At 46.0% G+C, this 18820-nt stretch carries 18 protein-coding genes; 11 read left to right on the top strand and 7 right to left on the bottom strand.

The features are described 5' to 3' along the window. Nucleotides 1-277: 277 nt before the first annotated feature. Nucleotides 278-1561, bottom strand: a complete 1284-nt coding sequence (gene tyrS / locus ABXT70_RS01560) for a tyrosine--tRNA ligase (RefSeq protein WP_443641432.1) — start codon at nt 1559-1561, stop codon at nt 278-280. Nucleotides 1562-1828: 267 nt separating this feature from the next. Between tyrS and ABXT70_RS01555 the strand changes: the two genes are divergently transcribed. Further along, nucleotides 1829-3082 (top strand): OapA family protein, encoded by a 1254-nt coding sequence (locus tag ABXT70_RS01555; protein ID WP_443641431.1) that lies wholly within the window; start codon nt 1829-1831, stop codon nt 3080-3082. 5 nt (nt 3083-3087) lie between these two features. Here the strand turns inward: ABXT70_RS01555 and erpA are convergent, their stop codons facing one another. Beyond that, on the bottom strand, nt 3088-3456 hold the full coding sequence (gene erpA / locus ABXT70_RS01550; RefSeq protein WP_443641430.1) for an iron-sulfur cluster insertion protein ErpA: 369 nt from the start codon (nt 3454-3456) through the stop codon (nt 3088-3090). A 100-nt stretch (nt 3457-3556) separates the two neighbouring features. Continuing rightward, nucleotides 3557-4597, bottom strand: coding sequence for an N-acetyl-gamma-glutamyl-phosphate reductase (gene argC / locus ABXT70_RS01545; protein ID WP_443641429.1), 1041 nt, complete (start codon nt 4595-4597; stop codon nt 3557-3559). 187 nt (nt 4598-4784) lie between these two features. Here argC and ABXT70_RS01540 point away from each other — a divergent pair, with 187 nt between their 5' ends. The 3 genes from ABXT70_RS01540 to ABXT70_RS01530 all read left to right on the top strand — a co-directional run bounded on the left by ABXT70_RS01540 (nt 4785) and on the right by ABXT70_RS01530 (nt 8496). Continuing rightward, a complete protein-coding gene (locus ABXT70_RS01540) occupies nt 4785-6521 on the top strand; it encodes a chloride channel protein (protein WP_443641428.1) in 1737 nt (578 codons plus the stop codon). Nucleotides 6522-6582: 61 nt separating this feature from the next. Continuing rightward, entirely contained in the window at nt 6583-7878 is a 1296-nt protein-coding gene (gene hemL / locus ABXT70_RS01535; protein ID WP_443641427.1) for a glutamate-1-semialdehyde 2,1-aminomutase, read from the top strand. Between the two features lie 3 nt (nt 7879-7881). Next, the gene (locus ABXT70_RS01530) at nt 7882-8496 is read left to right on the top strand and encodes a hypothetical protein (protein ID WP_443641426.1); all 615 of its coding nucleotides are present in this window, start codon (nt 7882-7884) and stop codon (nt 8494-8496) included. Here ABXT70_RS01530 and ABXT70_RS01525 read toward each other — a convergent pair. Together ABXT70_RS01525 and mrcB are read right to left on the bottom strand one after the other, a co-directional pair. Next, complete coding sequence (locus ABXT70_RS01525; protein ID WP_443641425.1) at nt 8436-9104, bottom strand: hypothetical protein; 669 nt, start codon at nt 9102-9104, stop codon at nt 8436-8438. The genes ABXT70_RS01530 and ABXT70_RS01525 overlap by 61 nt on opposite strands. A gap of 6 nt (nt 9105-9110) precedes the next feature. After that, complete coding sequence (gene mrcB / locus ABXT70_RS01520) at nt 9111-11357, bottom strand: penicillin-binding protein 1B (RefSeq protein WP_443641424.1); 2247 nt, start codon at nt 11355-11357, stop codon at nt 9111-9113. A gap of 74 nt (nt 11358-11431) precedes the next feature. Between mrcB and ABXT70_RS01515 the strand changes: the two genes are divergently transcribed. Further along, nucleotides 11432-11776 (top strand): Rieske (2Fe-2S) protein, encoded by a 345-nt coding sequence (locus ABXT70_RS01515; protein WP_443641423.1) that lies wholly within the window; start codon nt 11432-11434, stop codon nt 11774-11776. On the opposite strand, the gene sfsA is transcribed toward ABXT70_RS01515, so the two are convergent. After that, nucleotides 11773-12495: a DNA/RNA nuclease SfsA gene (gene sfsA, locus ABXT70_RS01510; protein WP_443641422.1), complete on the bottom strand. Its 723-nt coding sequence runs from the start codon at nt 12493-12495 to the stop codon at nt 11773-11775. The genes ABXT70_RS01515 and sfsA overlap by 4 nt on opposite strands. Before the next feature lie 294 nt (nt 12496-12789). On the opposite strand from sfsA, the gene dksA reads away from it, so the two are divergent. The 6 genes from dksA to panC all read left to right on the top strand — a co-directional run bounded on the left by dksA (nt 12790) and on the right by panC (nt 17715). After that, complete coding sequence (gene dksA / locus ABXT70_RS01505; RefSeq protein ID WP_443641421.1) at nt 12790-13221, top strand: RNA polymerase-binding protein DksA; 432 nt, start codon at nt 12790-12792, stop codon at nt 13219-13221. A gap of 7 nt (nt 13222-13228) precedes the next feature. Continuing rightward, a complete protein-coding gene (gene gluQRS / locus ABXT70_RS01500) occupies nt 13229-14101 on the top strand; it encodes a tRNA glutamyl-Q(34) synthetase GluQRS (protein WP_443641420.1) in 873 nt (290 codons plus the stop codon). 72 nt (nt 14102-14173) lie between these two features. Then, on the top strand, nt 14174-15529 hold the full coding sequence (gene pcnB / locus ABXT70_RS01495; RefSeq protein ID WP_443641419.1) for a polynucleotide adenylyltransferase PcnB: 1356 nt from the start codon (nt 14174-14176) through the stop codon (nt 15527-15529). Continuing rightward, the gene (gene folK / locus ABXT70_RS01490) at nt 15522-16004 is read left to right on the top strand and encodes a 2-amino-4-hydroxy-6-hydroxymethyldihydropteridine diphosphokinase (protein ID WP_443641418.1); all 483 of its coding nucleotides are present in this window, start codon (nt 15522-15524) and stop codon (nt 16002-16004) included. The genes pcnB and folK overlap by 8 nt, the downstream gene beginning before the upstream one ends. A gap of 43 nt (nt 16005-16047) precedes the next feature. Next, nucleotides 16048-16842: a 3-methyl-2-oxobutanoate hydroxymethyltransferase gene (gene panB / locus ABXT70_RS01485; protein ID WP_443641417.1), complete on the top strand. Its 795-nt coding sequence runs from the start codon at nt 16048-16050 to the stop codon at nt 16840-16842. A gap of 18 nt (nt 16843-16860) precedes the next feature. Next, nucleotides 16861-17715, top strand: a complete 855-nt coding sequence (gene panC, locus ABXT70_RS01480; protein ID WP_443641416.1) for a pantoate--beta-alanine ligase — start codon at nt 16861-16863, stop codon at nt 17713-17715. A gap of 24 nt (nt 17716-17739) precedes the next feature. Here the strand turns inward: panC and fba are convergent, their stop codons facing one another. Continuing rightward, on the bottom strand, nt 17740-18780 hold the full coding sequence (gene fba, locus ABXT70_RS01475) for a class II fructose-bisphosphate aldolase (RefSeq protein ID WP_443641415.1): 1041 nt from the start codon (nt 18778-18780) through the stop codon (nt 17740-17742). Nucleotides 18781-18820 lie beyond the last annotated feature (40 nt).

Here is an 18820-nt window from a genome sequence, read left to right as displayed (position 1 = left end):
CACGAGTCGTCTGTTTGATCGTTGCCTAAATAAAGTTTAGGTCTTATTGCCAATCCAACAAACGCCCACACGAATTACTTGATTAAATTGTTAAAGAGCGGTCGATTAAGTCACTTGCCGTGAGGCCGTGTGCTCAACCGAGGTGGCGTATTCTATAGATCTGAGCTTATTTGTCAACACGCTTTTTCAAAAAAACTTAATTAATACGCAATTTATTAATCCGAAATCAATCTCAGTAATAATTGTTCGAAAACCAACCACTTAGGGGGTTAATGATTTACTCTGCCCAGTGCAACAAGTGGAACAACTTCTTTCCACGCTTTATCACGTGATACCGCCCGTGCAAGCCTGAAGAAGACGTTAAAACCGCTTCAACATTACTCACCTTGTCACCATTCACGCTAACAGCATTATTACCAATAAACTCTCGTGCCATCTTATTAGACTTAGCCAAACCAGAATCAACCAATATCTGAACCAACGTCATGCCTTTCTCGCTTGTCTTCGAAGCTGGCATGCCGTCTAAATAAAGCTGCTGCAAGTCTTCGCTAGTCAATTGCTCAAGCTGTCCAGAAAAAAGTGATTGGCTGATTCTTATGGCGGCTTGCAAGCCTTCCTCTCCATGGACCAAGCGTGTCACTTCAGTAGCCAAAATACTTTGAGCTTGAGGCTTACCCTCTGCTACCTTATCTTGCTCCTCAATGGCAAGCATCTGAACTTCAGTTAAGAAGGTAAAGAAACGTAAGAATTTATAGACGTCTGCATCAGCTGTATTAATCCAGAACTGATAAAAGGCATACTGCGACGTTTTCTTTGCATCTAACCAAATAGTGCCACTTTCGGTTTTACCAAACTTTGTGCCATCAGATTTTGTAACTAAGGGCAGAGTTAAACCAAATACCTGAGCACGATGCTGGCGACGAGTTAAATCAATTCCACCTGTTATGTTGCCCCACTGGTCACTACCACCTATTTGTAGACTACAATTGTATTGCTTGTAGAGCTCCGAGAAATCGAACGACTGCAGAATGATATAGGCAAATTCGGTAAACGAAATACCCTCACCGTCACGCTCTAAACGCTGTTTTACCGATTCTTTTTGAATCATCGCACTCACCGAAAAATGCTTACCCACATCTCGCAAAAACGTTAGGATATCTACATTTTTGGTCCAATCGTAGTTATTCACAACCTCTGCACTATTACCTTGATCATTAAATTCAATAAAAGCAGACACTTGCGCCTTAAGGCGATCTACCCACTGACTGATGATGTCAGTGGCATTGAGCTTGCGTTCTTGAGCCTTAAAGCTTGGGTCGCCAATCATACCCGTAGCACCACCCACCAAAGCCAGTGGTTTGTGGCCTGCTTGCTGGAAACGGCGCAATACCAACAAGGGAACCAAACTACCAATATGCAAACTATCGGCTGTTGGATCAAACCCACAGTACAGCACGCGAGGCTTTTGCAAATGCTTTGTAAGCTCTTCGGGGGAAGTCATTTGATTAACCAATCCGCGCATTTGTAAATCGGCGAGTAAGTTAGTATCTACAGCAGTCATAGTAAGTCGCTTATTTGTACAGTTATTTAAGGCGTTTGAGCCAGCCAATGGTGCGGACTGGAAAAGCGCATATTCTAGCTCGATTTAGGGGTAATAGAAAAGCGCTCCCGCGCGCCTCAATTAGTGTAATTTGGCGTAAAACGGACTATTTTTGCCACTCAGGCGTGTTATCATACGCCACTTACGCTATTTCCTTGTTCAAATTTCTTATATCCACACCTTATGATAGTCCTTTCCAAACTTTTCCAGCACTTCCCAAAACCATATTTGCTAATTCTAATTTTTCTTTTGTTAGTGATGCGAATTATTGTCCTTTGGTCCGACTACGATGAGCCTATCAGCGCAAACACCAGTCAAACCCTCGACTTAAGCCTAAAACTGCCCGTTGAAAGCTCTCAAACCCCAGTGCAACCAAAGACCAAAGCTAAGGTTGAAAACTGGTCCTCTGTTACGGTTAAGTCTGGCGATAGCCTCAGCACCCTATTCCAACGCGTCGGATTATCGGCGCGAGATGTATACCGAGTAACCCAAGCCACCAAAAAGTCTAACTCATTGCGCACCCTGTTCCCCGGAGACACTTTAGACTTTGTAATTAATGCCGGGCAGTTGCAAAAAGTTCGCCTCATCAAAAGCCCTTTGCAGCAGATTATTATCACCCGCCAAGAACAAGGCCCCTACAAGGTTGAAACGATTACTCGCCAACCTGACATCGAAACTCTTTTTATACAAGGAGCTATCAGCAACTCATTGTTTTTAGACGGTCAACGTGCAGGCCTAAGTCAGAAGAAACTCATGGAACTGACCAATATATTTGGCTGGGATATCGACTTCGCTTTGGATATTCGAGTACAAGACCAATTTGCACTCATCTATGAGGAGAAATATCTAGATGACCAGTTCATCGGTGAAGGCCATATCTTAACAGCGCAATTCACCAATCGGGGTCAAGTATTTAATGCCATCCGCCACAGTGACGGTAATTACTACTCCCCAAAAGGCTACAGCATGCGCAAGGCGTTTTTGCGCAGCCCTGTAGACTTCTTTCGCATTAGCTCAAAGTATAATCCAAACCGCAAGCACCCTGTTCTTAAAACCATCCGCCCTCACCGAGGTGTAGACTACGCTGCAGCCACAGGCACCCCAATCAAAGCATCTGGCGATGGCAAAGTGATCTGGCGCGGCACCAAAGGTGGCTATGGGCGCACTATTATCTTACAACATGCTGGTATTTACACCACGCTGTATGCACACATGTCAAAATACAACAGCAAAGTAAAAAAAGGCAGTCGCGTGAAACAAGGGCAAATTATTGGTTATATTGGTTCTTCTGGCCTAGTCACCGGCCCACATTTACACTATGAATTTCGCGCAAACGGCGTACACAAGAACCCACTAAAAGTGAAGTTTCCTAACGTAAAACCACTTAACAAAAAGCAGATGAAAGAATTTAAACCTATGGCCAATGCCATTTTGGCTCAGCTTCAGTCATACCAGCTAGGCAGTCCGTTGGCGTCTAATTAGCAAACCTATATGGAGAAACTTGAACCACAGCCACAGGTTGTGGTTGCGTTGGGGTTGGTGACAGAAAATTGCGATCCTTGTAAACTTTCTTTGTAATCTACCGTGGCTCCCATGAGGTACTGAATCGACATGGCATCCACCACCATAGTTACCTCACCGTTTTCAATCTGAGTATCATCTTCTGCCACTTTATCATCAAAGGTAAAGCCGTAGGAAAACCCAGAGCAGCCGCCACCAGTGACATACACACGCAAACATAAATCCTGGTTATCCTCATCTTCCATGAGGTGAGTTACTTTCTTTGCTGCAGAGTCGGTAAAACCCATCGCTGGTGGCGTAGCATCGGAATAATCGTGTTCGTCAGTGTGGGGCATAACGCTCTCTTCGACATTTTCAGGGCAGGAATTATGCGCTTAACCTAGTAATTTAGTCAAGTATTAGCACCGGCTATCTGCGCCTTAACTAGGCCCACAACTAAGGTGCAAGAGGCACAATATCTAAACCTGCAGTTTCTTCTAGCCCAAGCATCAAGTTCATATTATGAATGGCTTGTCCTGCGGCACCTTTAACCAAGTTATCAATAGCCGACAATATTACCAAGGTATCCTTTCCTTGAGGTTGATGCAAGGCAATACGACAGATATTTGAACCCCGCACGCTACGAGTTTCTGGGTGACTTCCCAGTGGCATAACATCCACAAAAGGGTGATCAATATATCGCGATTCAAACTTTGCCTGAATGGATTCTAGCGATTGTTGGCCGCTGATCAAGCGCGCATACAAGGTGGCATGAATACCACGGATCATAGGCGCTAAATGGGGTACAAAGGTCAACCCTACTGGTCCCCCGCTTGCTATTGATAGGCGTTCTTTTATTTCTGGAAGGTGTCTGTGTCCCGCCACCCCATAAGCTTTAAAGCTATCGCCTGCTTCACACAACAAACTACCCACGGCTGCACCACGCCCAGCACCACTGACACCCGACTTACAGTCGGCGACGAGGTACTGCGTATCAATCAAGCCTTGCTCAATCAAAGGCAACAACCCTAACTGCACAGCCGTTGGGTAACAACCGGGGTTGGCCACTAAACTAGCGCTCTTGATCACACTTTTATTGACCTCCGGCAAACCGTAGATCGCCTGCGTCACCAATTCAGAGCACGCATGTTCCATACCGTACCAGTGAGACCAAATATCGATATCTTGAATACGAAAATCGGCTGCCAAATCAATGACTTTAGTCCCCGAAGCCAGCAAATCAGGCACTTGCTTCATCGCTACACCATTAGGCGTAGCAAAGAAGACTAGATCAGCTTGAGCCAAGGTTGCTGTTGTTGGCTCAGTAAAAGCAAGATGGTACTCACCTCTTAAACTGGGGTATATATCAGCCACCGATTTACCGGCCTCTGAACGAGACGTAATAGCACATACCTCAACGTGAGGATGGCGCGCCAAAAGACGCAACAGCTCAACTCCCGTATACCCAGTACCACCAACAATGGCTACTTTTTTCACACTTATTCCCTTTCCATAAAAGACTCTACTAATGCCATGATAATAGACCCAACAGCAAAGCTAAAGGGGGGGCAAGATAATAATGACTATGTTGCAATTAGTCAGCATGATGAATGTAAGGTAAACTGCATACATCGTCGCTCGTATTTATAAAAACATAATATAATGTATTAACGAGTAATTACCTATGGTCAATCTAAAACAAAAACTGGCTGAGCGCCTAAACCCAATGCACTTCGGGGCTAGCCATTTTCGGCGGCGCCTAGCCTATGACGATGCCCTACCACAAATTTGCTTTCTTGGTTTTGTAAGCGGCGTAGCCGCGGCCTTAGTAATTGTTGCGTTTCGCAGTTTATTTGAAATCCCCCTTGAACATTGGCTCCCAGGCGGCACGGCCGAAAGTTTTGAGAACTTAGACCCTATTTGGTATTTCTTCCTGCCTGTTATTGGCGGTCTGCTACTTGGGCTGTGGCTCATGCTGTTTGCGCCCGATGAGCGCAAAACAGGTGTGGCGCATGTCATGGCTCGCATGGCTTATCACCAAGGAAAAATGCCATTTAAAAACACCATTGTACAATTTTTTGGGGGTGCCATAGCCATTTTGACAGGCCAGTCTGCTGGACGAGAAGGCCCAGCAGTTCACCTAGGTTCTGCCGTGAGCTCACAAATAGGTAGCTTCTTCCATCTACCCCACAACAGCGTACGCCTTATGGTGGGTTGTGGTACTGCAGGTGCTATAGCCGCCTCGTTTAATACCCCAATGGCGGGCGTTATTTTTGCCATGGAAGTGGTAATGCTGGAATACAGCATTATGGGTTTTACACCAGTCATCATCGCAGCAGTTACCGCAACCCTATTACATAACAACCTGTATGGCGCAGAAATGGCCTTTATGGCACCCGATATTAGTATGGCTAATATGAATGAGATGCCACTTATTCTGGTTTATGGGGTGGTACTTGGTGCGATAGCTGCTCTGTTCACCAAAACAGTCACCAGCATTCAAAACTTTGCAGCTCAGCCAGTCCTTGCTCGTATGTTGATAGCAGGCACCTTTACTGGCTCTCTTGCCTACTTTGTACCTCAGGTAATGGGCATGGGCACTGATAGTATTCTGATGGCTATTGAGGGGCAATATGCGTTAGGTTTACTGGTAGCTTTGGCGCTGGCTAAATTGTTTGCTACCGCTATTAGTGTAGGCTTAGGCATGCCTATCGGCTTAATTGGCCCCACCCTTCTTATGGGAGCGTGTGCAGGTTCCGCCCTAGGTCATATTAGTAGCTATGTGCTAGACGGGCCCACATCAGATGCTGGCTTCTACGCTATGCTAGGCATGGGTGCAATGATGAGTGCGGTATTACAAGCGCCCTTAGCCGCCCTGATTGGGCTCATGGAATTAACCCACAATCCTGGCATTATTCTGCCAGGCATGGCCACCATTGTTATCGCAAACGTCAGCTGTAGTTATTTTTTCAAACAAGACTCTGTGTTTGTTGAAGTATTGCGCAAACAAGGTTTAGATTACCAAGCTAATCCAATCACACAGGCGTTAAATCATCAAGGCGTCACCAGCTTAATGCATTATGACGTAAGTCATCATCATGATGATGATATTACTGGTTATCTATCAGCCTTAGATCGAGGCATTAATTGGTTAGTCATTAATAGCGACGATGAAGAAGTCGAGCATGTATTATATCAAAGCCAGATCACAATCGATGAGGATTCTGCAATTGGCCTGATTGAAGCGGCAGGATCCCCAATCCCAGCCTTTGGTTTTTGTTCATCGCGGGCCACCCTTAAGGAGGCTTGGGATTTGTGTAAAAAGCGTGAATACGAGCAACTGCTCATCACCGATGTTGATGGCAGTATTATAGGAGTTCTGCCAGCAGAAGAAATCCTAAAATACACTCAAAAGGATTAGCAGAGAAGGTGTTTTCAGGAGATAATAGCCGCTTAACTTTGTCCTTTGTTGAGATCGCTCTATGTCATCCACCCAAACACCTATTTCTGCCCAACTATTTGAAGCGGCCCAACAACATATCCCAGGCGGTGTAAATTCTCCAGTGCGTGCATTCAAGGGCGTAGGTGGTCATCCGCTGTTTTTTAAACACGGATCTGGTGCTTGGCTAACCGATGAAGACGATCGTCAGTACGTAGATTATGTTGGATCTTGGGGCCCAATGATTTTGGGGCATGCACATCCTAAGGTATTGGCGGCAGTAGCTAAGAGCATTGAAAATGGCTTAGGTTTTGGTGCACCCACACGCGTAGAGACAGCTATGGCCGATAAATTATGCAGCCTGCTGCCACACATGGATATGGTGCGCATGGTAAGTTCGGGCACAGAAGCTACCATGAGCGCAATCCGACTCGCTCGCGGCCACACTGGCCGCGATAAGATCGTTAAATTTGAAGGTTGCTACCACGGCCACTCAGACTCGCTGCTGGTTAAAGCAGGCTCTGGCGCGCTTACTCTTGGTGTTCCTAGTTCTCCTGGCGTTCCAGACAGCATTGCTGAACACACGGTTACCCTCAGCTATAACGACAGCGACAGTGTTAAACAAACCTTCGCCACCATGGGCCAAAAAATAGCCTGTATTATTGTGGAACCGGTGGCAGGCAATATGAACTGTATCGCCCCACAAGATGGTTTTTTGCAGTGCTTACGCGAGGTTTGTGATGCCAGTGGCGCACTATTAATCTTTGATGAAGTGATGACAGGTTTCCGCGTTGGTCCTCAATGTGCTCAAGGGCGCTATGATATCGCACCCGACTTAACCACCTTAGGTAAGGTGATTGGAGGAGGCATGCCCGTGGCGGCTTTTGGAGGGCGCAGTAAAGTTATGCACTCTCTTGCTCCCTTAGGCCCTGTGTATCAAGCAGGCACACTGTCAGGCAACCCCGTGGCCATGAGTGCTGGCTTAGTTATGTTGGATGAGGTTAGCCAGCCCGGTTTTTATGAGCAACTTACAGACTACACCAGTCGACTAATGGCAGGCCTAAAAGAGCGAGCCATTGCAGCTAACGTAGCCTTCCACACCAACCAAGTAGGGGGTATGTTTGGTTTGTTCTTTACTGACCAAACCCAGGTCACCTGCTTTGCAGAAACCATGGCCTGCGATGCAGAAAAATTTAGCCGTTTCTTTCACTTAATGTTGGCGCAAGGTGTGTACTTAGCACCCTCAGCTTTTGAAGCTGGGTTTGTTTCTAATGCACATGGCGAAAAAGAACTAGTGCATACACTAGCTGCAGCCGAACGAGCTTTTGCTCAGCTTTAGCCTATGTTGAGCTTCATTTACCTACTACTGTCGGCCAGCCTTATTGCCTTTGGGGTATTGTTGTGGCGCTTTAAGGGCCTGCACGACACACACAAAACAGCTGCGCTGTGCCTTTGCTTAGGTGCTTATGCGTGCATCACCAATGCACCTGTTTTTAGCCTATTTATTGAGCCTGAGATGGCTATCCTTGGCGTCAATCTCAGTTTGTACGTAGGTGTTCCTATGATGGCATTGGTGTTGTTAGATTTAGCCATTGGCTGGCAGTGGAAGCGAGCTACCTGGGGACGTATTTTTCTCGCTTTGGCAGCCATGTTTGAACTTATGCGACGTGCAGAGGCCGGCAATAATTACGGTAAGTTCATCCTCATGGCCTGCACATTAGCTGTGCTTTTCGCTATCTTTAGGATCACCAAAAGCGCTATACCCAAAGGCCAAGCCATTAACAAACTCTACATTATGTTAGGCTTTTACCTTGGACTGATGCTAGCTAGCCTATGGTCATTTAATACTAGTTTTGCTTTGCTATGGAATGGCTTAAGCCTACTGGCCTTTGGTGGCTATTTATATTTTTTTGCTTCAGCTATGGCCTTGGCTTCGCCTTTAGTATCTCCTAAATGACTTCGGCTGGCGCCAATCAACTTCCAAAAATAATACTGGTAGCTATTTTTATTAGGCACCAATGTCAAACCTTTAAGTGCTAACTGTTCAGCACGTGATGCTTCACCTAAGGATAGCTGCAAGGCTGCTAAACGCGCGTAAACCTTAGGTTCCCGCGGAGCGATTCGCTGAGCTCTTTGAAGCTGAATAACTGCCTGAGTCACCTTACCCTGAGCTTTTAGCTGATCAGCTTCGGCCAACAACTGCTCCACCACGGCTTGATTTGATGGAGGTAACGGCGATTCTTGCACAACCGGCAGTATGATTTCTTGCACCACTGATCCCGTCGCAACTTGGTTTGATATTGGCTGCGCTGTAATAGTAACGTCTGCTTTAGGCGCTACGTAAGGTTTAGGCTTTGCTGTGACTACAAGGGTAGGTGCCTGAGATGTTACTAAGGTATCAGTAGGCGCATTAGTAGATGAAGAAGGCATTCGTTCAGAAGGCCTTGCCTGCACACTCAAATCTTCTACAATAGGGCCATACCCAGGAGCTGCGCAGCCCCCCAAAAAAATCACTAAGCATATAAGTAATAAGTGTTTAAAAGGTGTGATTTCGTTGTTATACATTACTAACTAATATCCACAGGTTGTATTAATGGGGGGTGCTAGAGTTTTAAGCATGGGCAACCAAACACCGTTAGGGCAGTTGTCAGGCATGGCCTTGCCTGTTGTTATATTGAGATAATAATAGTCTATCGATTGGGGTTTGATGTCTTCATGGTCTGTATACGCCAAATGTTGCATCATCTGCCCCCAAACATTTAGTGCTCCCCCTGCACCCGTTAACGGTGTAGGTTTGGCATCTTCCCTACCAAGCCAGACGGTCGCAACATGTCGGCCACTAAAACCTGCAAACCAGCTGTCTCTCTGGTCATTGGTGGTGCCCGTTTTCGCAGCCACTTTTTGTTGCTTGGGTAGGAAACGATAAACTCCTCTGGCCGTCCCTTCCCGTGCCACCATACGCATTTCATGATGTAGTAAATAAATTGAATCATTGCTGGCTGACTGCCGAACCGCAAATGGAAAGTGGCTTAGTAGCCGGCCATTAGCCTCTGTCACTTGGCGAACTAGGCTCAAGGGGCTATAAAAACCATTACTGGCGATGGTCTGATACACTTGATTCACTTGCAAAGGCGACATTTCAACAGCACCCAATAATACTGAAGGATAGGCAGGAATAGACTGCTCTACACCCATTCGCCTCAACTGCTGCAACACCTTATCCACGCCCACCTGCAAACCTAAACGTACATTAGCCTGATTATAAGACTTTACCAAGGTCTCATACATAGGCACCTTGCCGTGGGACTTGTGGTCGTAATTTTGCGGTTGCCACAAGCTCCCATCGGCTTGAGGTAGCGCGATTGGGGCATCATCAATGCTAGTAACAAGGCTATATTGACCAGTTTCTAAAGCAGCAAGGTGCACTACAGGCTTTAATAGAGAACCTACTTGACGGCTTCGGTCCAAGGCCCAGTTATGGCCCGCATAACCACCGTTATGATCGCCCACAAGGGCTAGCAATTCGCCACTACCTCTATGGCTTACAACTGCAGCACCTTGCAAGCCTTCTATATTGCCATGGCGCTGCTTAAGCTTGTTCACTTGCTCAACCATAGCTGTGTCAGCTTGATGTTGCACCCATGGATCTAAACTAGTAAAAATACGTAACCCATGATTAGATAAGGCTGATGCCTGATAGTGTTGTTGTAACTGCTGCCTTACTACATCCATATAGGCCGGATAGCGGCTTACCTGACTGGCCTCAGTCAGGTCTAACGGCAGACCCTGATAGTTCATTTTTTGGGCCTCTGAAATTAAGCCCTGTTGAGCCAAAATAGACAACACCAAGTTGCGCCTTTTAATAGCTCTCTCTGGGTGTCTCTGGGGATTGTAATAAGAAGGACCTTTAACCAAGCCTACCAAGAGCGCAACCTGGTGCAATTTCAATTCACTCAAAGGCTGACCAAAATAAAAACGGCTAGCGAGGCCAAATCCATGAATTGCTCGCTTACCAGCTTGCCCGACAAAGACTTCATTGAGGTAAACTTCTAACACCTCATCTTTACTGTAATGGATATTTAACAATAGTGCCATCGGCGCTTCAATGAGTTTACGCCATAAGGTCTGTCGGTCTGTAAGGTAAAAATTCTTAACTAACTGCTGAGTTAAGGTACTGCCACCTTGCACCACGGCACCCGCCTTAACGTTGGCCCACATTGCTCGCGCAATACCCCAAGGAGAGACCCCATAATGGGAATAATAATGGCGATCTTCCACCGCCAACAAGGTTTCGATAAAACCATTAGGTAAATCATTCAACTGAATTAGCTCTCGGTCTTCATTATGTGCTGGATAAATGCCACCCACTAGCTGTGGTTCAAGTCTTAACAACGCTATACTTGCACCAGAGGTTTGACGCAACCCAGTGATTTTATTTCGTTTTAGGCTCACCTCTACCTCATGGCCTTTTTGATCACCATCAGCGAAACGAAACCCGCGACTAAAAATAACTATACCTTGGTTTGTTTTTTGTACTTGCCCTGGTGCTTTTGCACGGTTTACCCAACGATAACCTAACTGGGTGAGCTCATAGTCTAGCTGTCCTGTGGCCAGCTGTTGGCCGGTGAAAAGTTCGAGTGGACGCGCGTACACTTTAGCTGGCAAAGACCAGCGATGGCCTTCAAATCGGTGTCTAATTTGCGCATCAAGGTACACTAGTGCCACGGCACCCACCACCAACAACACAGTGGCAAACTTGAACAGCCACAACCACGATATCCAACCTCCAGAATTTTTTGGGCTAGCTTTATTTCTCATGCGTCGCTTCGTCAATACACGGCCCCAATTCTGTTATGCTACACATCTATTTATTCCTTATGTTGATCAAACTTATGCCTCCCACTCAACAACCCACGCTGCTTATACGCAGTCACGAGCTTGGGGAAGGCCAAAGCAAAGGGTTTATAATTCACGACACAAATCTGTTTATTGTACGCCATCAAGGCAAAGTCATGGCCTATCGCAATCGCTGCCCTCATCAAAAAGTCCCGTTGGAATGGCTGCCCAACCAATTCTTAGACTACGATAAGCAGTTTATCCAGTGCGCCACTCATGGGGCCTTGTTTACTATTGATGATGGTCTTTGTATTAGCGGGCCATGTAATCAAAAATCTCTCACCAGCCTAAGCGTAGAAGAACGTGATGATAAAATCTACTGCACTATTCCCAAAACTTAAGCTTTAGGCATCATGTTTAGCGGAACAACACGTACCAAACTCATTTCAGTTAAGCTAATCGCTGCTCCATAAGCCATCACTTCCACACCTTGCTCAATAGCCCAAACCAAAGTCTCAGCATAGGCTGGGTCTACATCCCATGCTGGGGATACCTGGGTTATTCCCGTATGAGCAACACAATACACCAATACGGCTCGCTGCCCCTGAGTCACCATGTGCGCTAATTCTCGTAGGTGCTTGCGCCCCCGTTCTGTAATAGCATCAGGAAACAGTCCTTGTCCTTGAGCTGTCATAAGAGTGACATTTTTCACCTCTACATAACAATCTTGCAGATGTTTATGTTGGCTTAAAAAAATATCTATACGACTGTTTTCCAGACCATATTTTACCTCAGTTTGCAGCTTTCCATAGCCCTGTAATTGAGTAATTGTGGCATTATTTATGGCCTCTACAACCAACCCATTAGCTCGCTGGGTATTAATACAAGCCAAGAAACGCTGTTCTATCTCTACTAGTTCCCACGTACATGGATATTTACGCTTTTCGTTTGCTGAATCCCAGAACCAAATTCGACTATTAGCTGCAGCACAGTTCTTCATAGAGCCCGTGTTAGGACAATGTATTGTTAATGGCGTTCCATCGGCTGTCTCCACATCAGCCAAAAACCGTTTATAGCGTCGGTGTAAGGTAGCGGCCTGCAATGGTAATGAAAAGTTCATTTGATATATCCAATGATTAGAACTATGGTATACATAATGTTAATAAGTGCTTTAACTTCGCTTTTGGTAACAGCAACTAAACATAGTGAAGTCTATGAATTATAACTGAAAATACTCTCAATCGGCGGCATCATCAGGTACAATAAGTTGAAAATAGATCTAACACAGACGCATTTTCACTAGATTTAGCAACATTATTCTGCTATTTTGTCGGCCGTAAATCACCTATAGAAATTGGGCTGTGTATTTTAGTAAGAAAACTAAACGCTACCGCCCTCAACAACGAATCAAGTTATGTCAGACGCAAAAGAATCACTGTTAAAACACTTTATCCCTTATAAGGCAAAAAAGGGTGAAGAGTACATGAATTCAGGCCAGCGAGATCACTTTAAAGGGATCTTACACGCCTGGAAACAAGACTTAATGGAAGAGGTTGACCGCACCGTTAACCACCTAAAAGAAGATGCTGCTAACTTTGCTGACCCTAATGACCGTGCCAGTCAAGAGGAAGAGTTCTCTCTTGAACTGAGGGCCCGTGATCGTGAACGCAAGTTAACCAACAAAATCAATGACACGTTAGAGCTCATTGAGCAAGACGAATATGGTTATTGCGACACTTGTGGTGTTGAAATTGGTATCCGTCGGTTAGAAGCCCGCCCTACTGCGACTTTATGTATTGACTGCAAAACCCTTGCAGAAATCAAAGAGAAGCAGCTAGGTAAATAGGCTTAGCATGAGCTATGTAGGCCGCTTTGCTCCAACACCGAGCGGCCCTTTACATTTTGGTTCTTTAGTCGCTGCCGTTGCAAGTTACTTAGATGCCCGTGCTAACAAAGGTCGCTGGCTAGTCCGCATAGAAGATTTAGACCCACCCCGCACTGTCCCTGGTTCCATTGATGCCATTCTCTCCGGCCTAGACACCTTTGGCTTACATTGGGATGGCGAACCTATGCTTCAGAGCCAACGCCAACAAGCCTACTGTGAAGCCCTAGAACTACTTCGACAGGATGGCCAAATTTATACCTGCAGCTGCAGCCGCGCGCAATTTCGCACTAACCCTCTTTACACCTGTCACTGTTTAACCCACCCGCCATCCCAAAAAGATGTAGCAATACGTATTGCACTACCCCACCAAATAATTACCGTAGACGATGTTATCATTGGCCCCCAAAGCCAAAATCTAGCCCATGAAGTGGGCAATTTTGTGGTGCAACGAAAAGACCAACTGTTTTCCTATCAGCTGGCTGTAGTTGTAGATGATGCTGAGCAAAACATAAGTCATATTATTCGTGGCAGTGACCTTTACCATCAAACACCTCGGCAAGTTTGGTTACAAACCTGCCTAAGCTACAAACAACCCATTTATGGACACCTTCCTATCGTTACCAACAACCAAGGACAAAAGCTCAGCAAACAACATTTAGCGAGGCCATTAGATATAACCCAGGCACCCGCTTTATTGTCTGAGGCCCTAGAACGCTTAGGCCAAGCCGCTCCATGCAACTTTCGCCAAGCCCCTGTTGAAGAACAATTAGCTTGGGCAGTGACGCAATGGGATATCAACAACGTGCCCAAGCGTATGCAGGACCCTATTGCCTTTGTCTAGCTAGCAAGGCAATGGTAGAATGCGCGCTACATTTGTTTTTTGATTTTCCACCGAACTGAGTCGACGACTTCTATGGGTTTTATTTCTAAGCTGGTTAACATGGTCAAAGGTGACCAGCCAGCAGCAGCAGCGCCAACCGGTCCCAACGTCATCACCCGCGATCACCATGATATCTCTCGCCGCGACATTAGTGACAATGCCCTAAAGGTGCTTTATCGACTAAAGGATGCGGGCTACCAAGGGTTTCTGGTAGGCGGAGGTGTGCGCGACATTCTCTTGGGCAAGCAACCAAAAGATTTCGATATTGCTACTGATGCACACCCGGAACAAGTGCATAAGCTGTTTAGGAACTCCATTCTTATTGGCCGTCGCTTTCGCCTAGTGCATGTGCGCTTTGGCCGTGAAATCATTGAAGTGGCTACCTTTAGAGCCAGCCATCACACCAGCGAAAATAGCAACCAAGCCAAGCAAGCCGAAAATGGTATGTTATTGCGTGACAATGTTTATGGCACCGTAGATGACGACGCCATGCGTCGAGATTTCACTATCAACGCCATGTATTACAACATTAATGGCTTCACCATCCATGACTTTGCTGGCGGCATTGAAGACATAGAAAAACGTAGTATCCGCATGATTGGTGAACCTCAAGCTCGGTACAGAGAAGACCCCGTGCGTATGCTTAGAGCCATTCGTTTTGCTGCTAAATTGGACTTTGAAATCGATCCAGACACAGCGGAGCCAATTCATACCTTAGGCCACTTGTTGGAACCTATTCCAGCAGCCCGTATGTTTGAAGAAATATTAAAGTTGTTGTTATCTGGCAATGGCGAACAGACCTATTATCTGTTGCGCGATTATGATTTATTTAAGTTCTTATTTCCTGCCACTGACGCTGCCATTGAGAACGACGAAACGGAAGACTTCCAAGTTGAAGATTTTGTTGTTTTAGCCCTGCGCAATTCAGACGAACGTATCGCTCAAGGAAAGAGTGTAACGCCAGCCTATTTGTTGGCCGCATTGTTATGGCACCCTCTCCAGCAAAGGCTGGCTCAAATTCGCAACATGCCACCGATTCCTGCAATGCACCAAGCAGCGCAAGATGTAATTTTACAACAGGTTAAACGCACCTCCATTCCACGACGGTTTAGCACCCCCATGAAGGAAATTTGGGATATGCAGCTAAGACTGCCACGACGCCACGGCAATCGAGCAGCAGAACTGGTAGATAATAAGCGTTTTAGGGCTGCTTATGATTTTATATTATTGCGCGAAGCTAGTGGTGAAGATCTAGAGAACCTAGGTGAATGGTGGACGGAGTACCAGTTTGCCAGCGGTGAGAGACGCGAACAAATGACTAAAGAACTAGGCAAAGCTGCACCAAAAAAACGTGCACCAAAAAAACCAAACGAGAGCGCAGATGGTTAACGCATACATTGGTTTAGGCAGTAATCTGGACAATCCCATAGGCCACGTTAAACAGGCTTTAGAGGACCTAAAGCAACTGCCACAAAGCCAATTACTGTTAGCGTCTAAACTATACTTGAGTAAACCCGTTGGCCCTCAAGACCAAGATAATTTTGTCAATGCTGTGGCCTTGATTATAACTGAGCTTGAGCCTCTGTCCCTGCTGGACGAGTTGCAAACCATAGAGCAACAGCATCAACGTGTACGTGAACGCCACTGGGGACCCCGCACCCTTGACTTAGACCTATTGTTATTCGGTGAACAAAGTATTCAACACCCACGTTTAACTGTGCCTCACGCTCAATTAAGTAGGCGTGATTTTGTTGTTGGCCCGTTACTCGAGCTATGTCCAGAGTTGGTCCTACCTAGCGGCACTCAGTTACAAGAACTCTTGCAGCAATGCCCAATAGATGGTTTGATCTGCATTGACACCTAACTCACTACCCGTGCCTTACTCAACTATTCGGAGGTAATGCCCCATGTCCAAAACCACGTTGCACAGCCTAACTTGCCTGAAAAAAGCCGGTGAAAAAGCAACTTGCATTACCAGCTACGATGCCAGCTTTACCCAGCGAGCGAATCAAGCCGGAGTCGATATCATCTTGGTAGGTGACTCGTTAGGCATGGTATTACAAGGCCACGACTCCACGCTCCCTGTGACCATGGAGCAAATGGTGTATCACACTCGTTGTGTAGAGGCGGGTAATAGCGAAGCCCTGATAATGACCGACATGCCATTTATGAGTTACCGTACCATCGAACAAGCCATGACCAACGCTACAGACTTAATGCAGGCAGGGGCCCAAATCGTTAAATTAGAGGGTGGGCTTTGGCTCAAAGACACTATCCATAAACTCTTTGAACAAGGTATCCCCGTATGTGCCCACCTAGGACTCACGCCTCAAGCTGTAAATAAACTTGGTGGCTATCGAGTGCAAGGAAAAACCCCGGAGCATGCTGCTAGCCTACTGAATGAAGCCGTAAAATTAGAAGCTGCGGGGGCCAGTATGATTTTATTAGAATGTGTACCAAGCAGCTTAGGAAAGGCCATTACTCAAGCTGTTTCTGTGCCTGTTATAGGCATTGGAGCAGGGCCAGACACCGATGCACAAGTCCTTGTCATTTATGACATGTTAGGCATTACACCCAACAAGCCTGCTCGTTTTGTGAAAAACTTCTTACAACAAGAAGGTGACGTCCTAAAAGCATTAGAAGCCTACGTTTCAGAAGTAAAATCCGGCCTTTTTCCTGCGCCAGAACATTGCTTTAGCTAAACCTGCGACACCAAAACTATGTATACCATCGACAGCATCAACCAGCTTCGCAACCACCTTTGGCAAGCCAAACTAGATCATAAGATCATCGCTTTTGTACCTACTATGGGCAATCTCCATGAAGGCCATTTACAGCTCATTGACCGAGCTTTAGAAGAAGCCGATTTAGTTGTTGCGAGCATTTTTGTCAACCCACTGCAGTTTGGTCCTGGGGAAGATTTTAACGGTTACCCACGCACGTTTATGGGGGACCAAGAAAAACTAATGAGCCGCGGCTGCCATGTGTTATTCGCGCCCACTGTAGATGAAATGTACCCCACTACTAACGTTAGTTCGACTGTGGTGAAAGTGCCTCACCTGGATCAGCTTTTATGTGGCGCTAGCCGACCAGGGCACTTCACTGGTGTAGCTACGGTAGTGAGTAAATTATTTGGGATTGTTCAGCCTGATTTGGCTATTTTTGGACTCAAGGATTACCAACAGTTCTTGGTGATTAAACAACTGACCAATGACCTTTGCCTACCGGTAAAAATCATCGGCGCGCCTATTGCGCGTGCAGAAAGTGGTCTAGCGTTAAGCTCACGAAATGGTTACCTAAGTGAGAAGGAATTAAGGCAAGCAGCACAACTATATGGTTGCTTAATAGCCTGCCGAGTGGCCCTTGAATCGGGTGAAACTGAACTATTAAAATTAGAAGAGCAGGCACAATGCCAGCTAGAATCTGCTGGCTTCAAGCGTGACTACTTCAAAATTTGTCGCCAAAGCGACTTGCAACCTGCAAACATTGATGACAATGAACTGGTGATTATAGCCGCCGTTTATTTAGGCAAAGCAAGGCTCATCGATAACATTCGTTTTACCTTGCTGTTATAAAGATTTTGCCTGAGGTTTAAATAGCTAAAGTCCATACATATCTGCCATAGCTTCTAGGCCAACAGGGCGAATTTTACTGGCATTACCCGCCGCACCAAAGGACTCATAACGAGACTGGCACAAGGTCTGCATCGCATTCATTGTAACCGTAAGAAATTTTCGTGGGTCAAACTCGCTTGGATTTTCGGCCAAGAAACGACGTACTGCGCCGGTAGAGGCCAAACGTAAATCCGTATCGATGTTCACTTTACGCACACCGTGCTTAATACCTTCTACGATCTGCTCTACAGGAACACCATAAGTCTCTGGAATAGCGCCACCGAATTCATTAATAACAGCTAACCAATCCTGAGGCACAGAAGAAGAGCCATGCATCACCAGATGGGTGTTTGGAATCTTACTATGAATTTCACGAATACGGTCTATGGCTAAAATATCGCCTGTTGGGGGGCGTGTAAACTTGTAGGCACCGTGGCTGGTACCACATGCAATAGCCAAGGCATCTACTTTGGTTTTGGCTACAAAATCTTCGGCTTCATCTGGGTCTGTTAACATTTGTTCTAAAGTTAATTTACCCGCTGCACCAACACCATCTTCTTCACCTGCCTCGCCTGTTTCTAAAGAACCTAAACAACCCAGCTCACCTTCTACAGAAACACCACATGCATGGGCCATTTCTACCGCACGCTTGGTAACTTCTACATTATAGTCATAATTGGTTGGTGTTTTGGAATCTTCCCCTAAAGAGCCATCCATCATTACTGAAGAGAAACCCATAGCAATGGCCCGCTGACAAGTAGTGGCAGAATTACCATGGTCTAAATGCATACACACAGGAATATGAGGAAATTCTTCAATGGCTGCTAAAATCATATGTTTTAAAAAGTTTGAGCCAGCATACTTACGGGCTCCAGCAGAAGCTTGCACAATAACAGGGCTATCAGTTGCATCGGCCGCCTGCATAATGGCACGCATTTGCTCAAGGTTATTCACATTGTAAGCTGGAATACCGTAACTGTGTTCTGCGGCGTGATCCAACAGTTGACGCATGCTGACTAAAGCCATGGGTGTTCTCCATTCTATCTAAGATAGGGTAAGTTAACTT

This window comes from Candidatus Njordibacter sp. Uisw_039 (assembly GCF_047730075.1).
Taxonomy (GTDB): Bacteria; Pseudomonadota; Gammaproteobacteria; order Pseudomonadales; family Balneatricaceae; genus Njordibacter.
The sequence above is the reverse complement of the archived record's forward strand: the minus strand, read 5'-3'. Positions and strand labels throughout refer to the sequence as shown.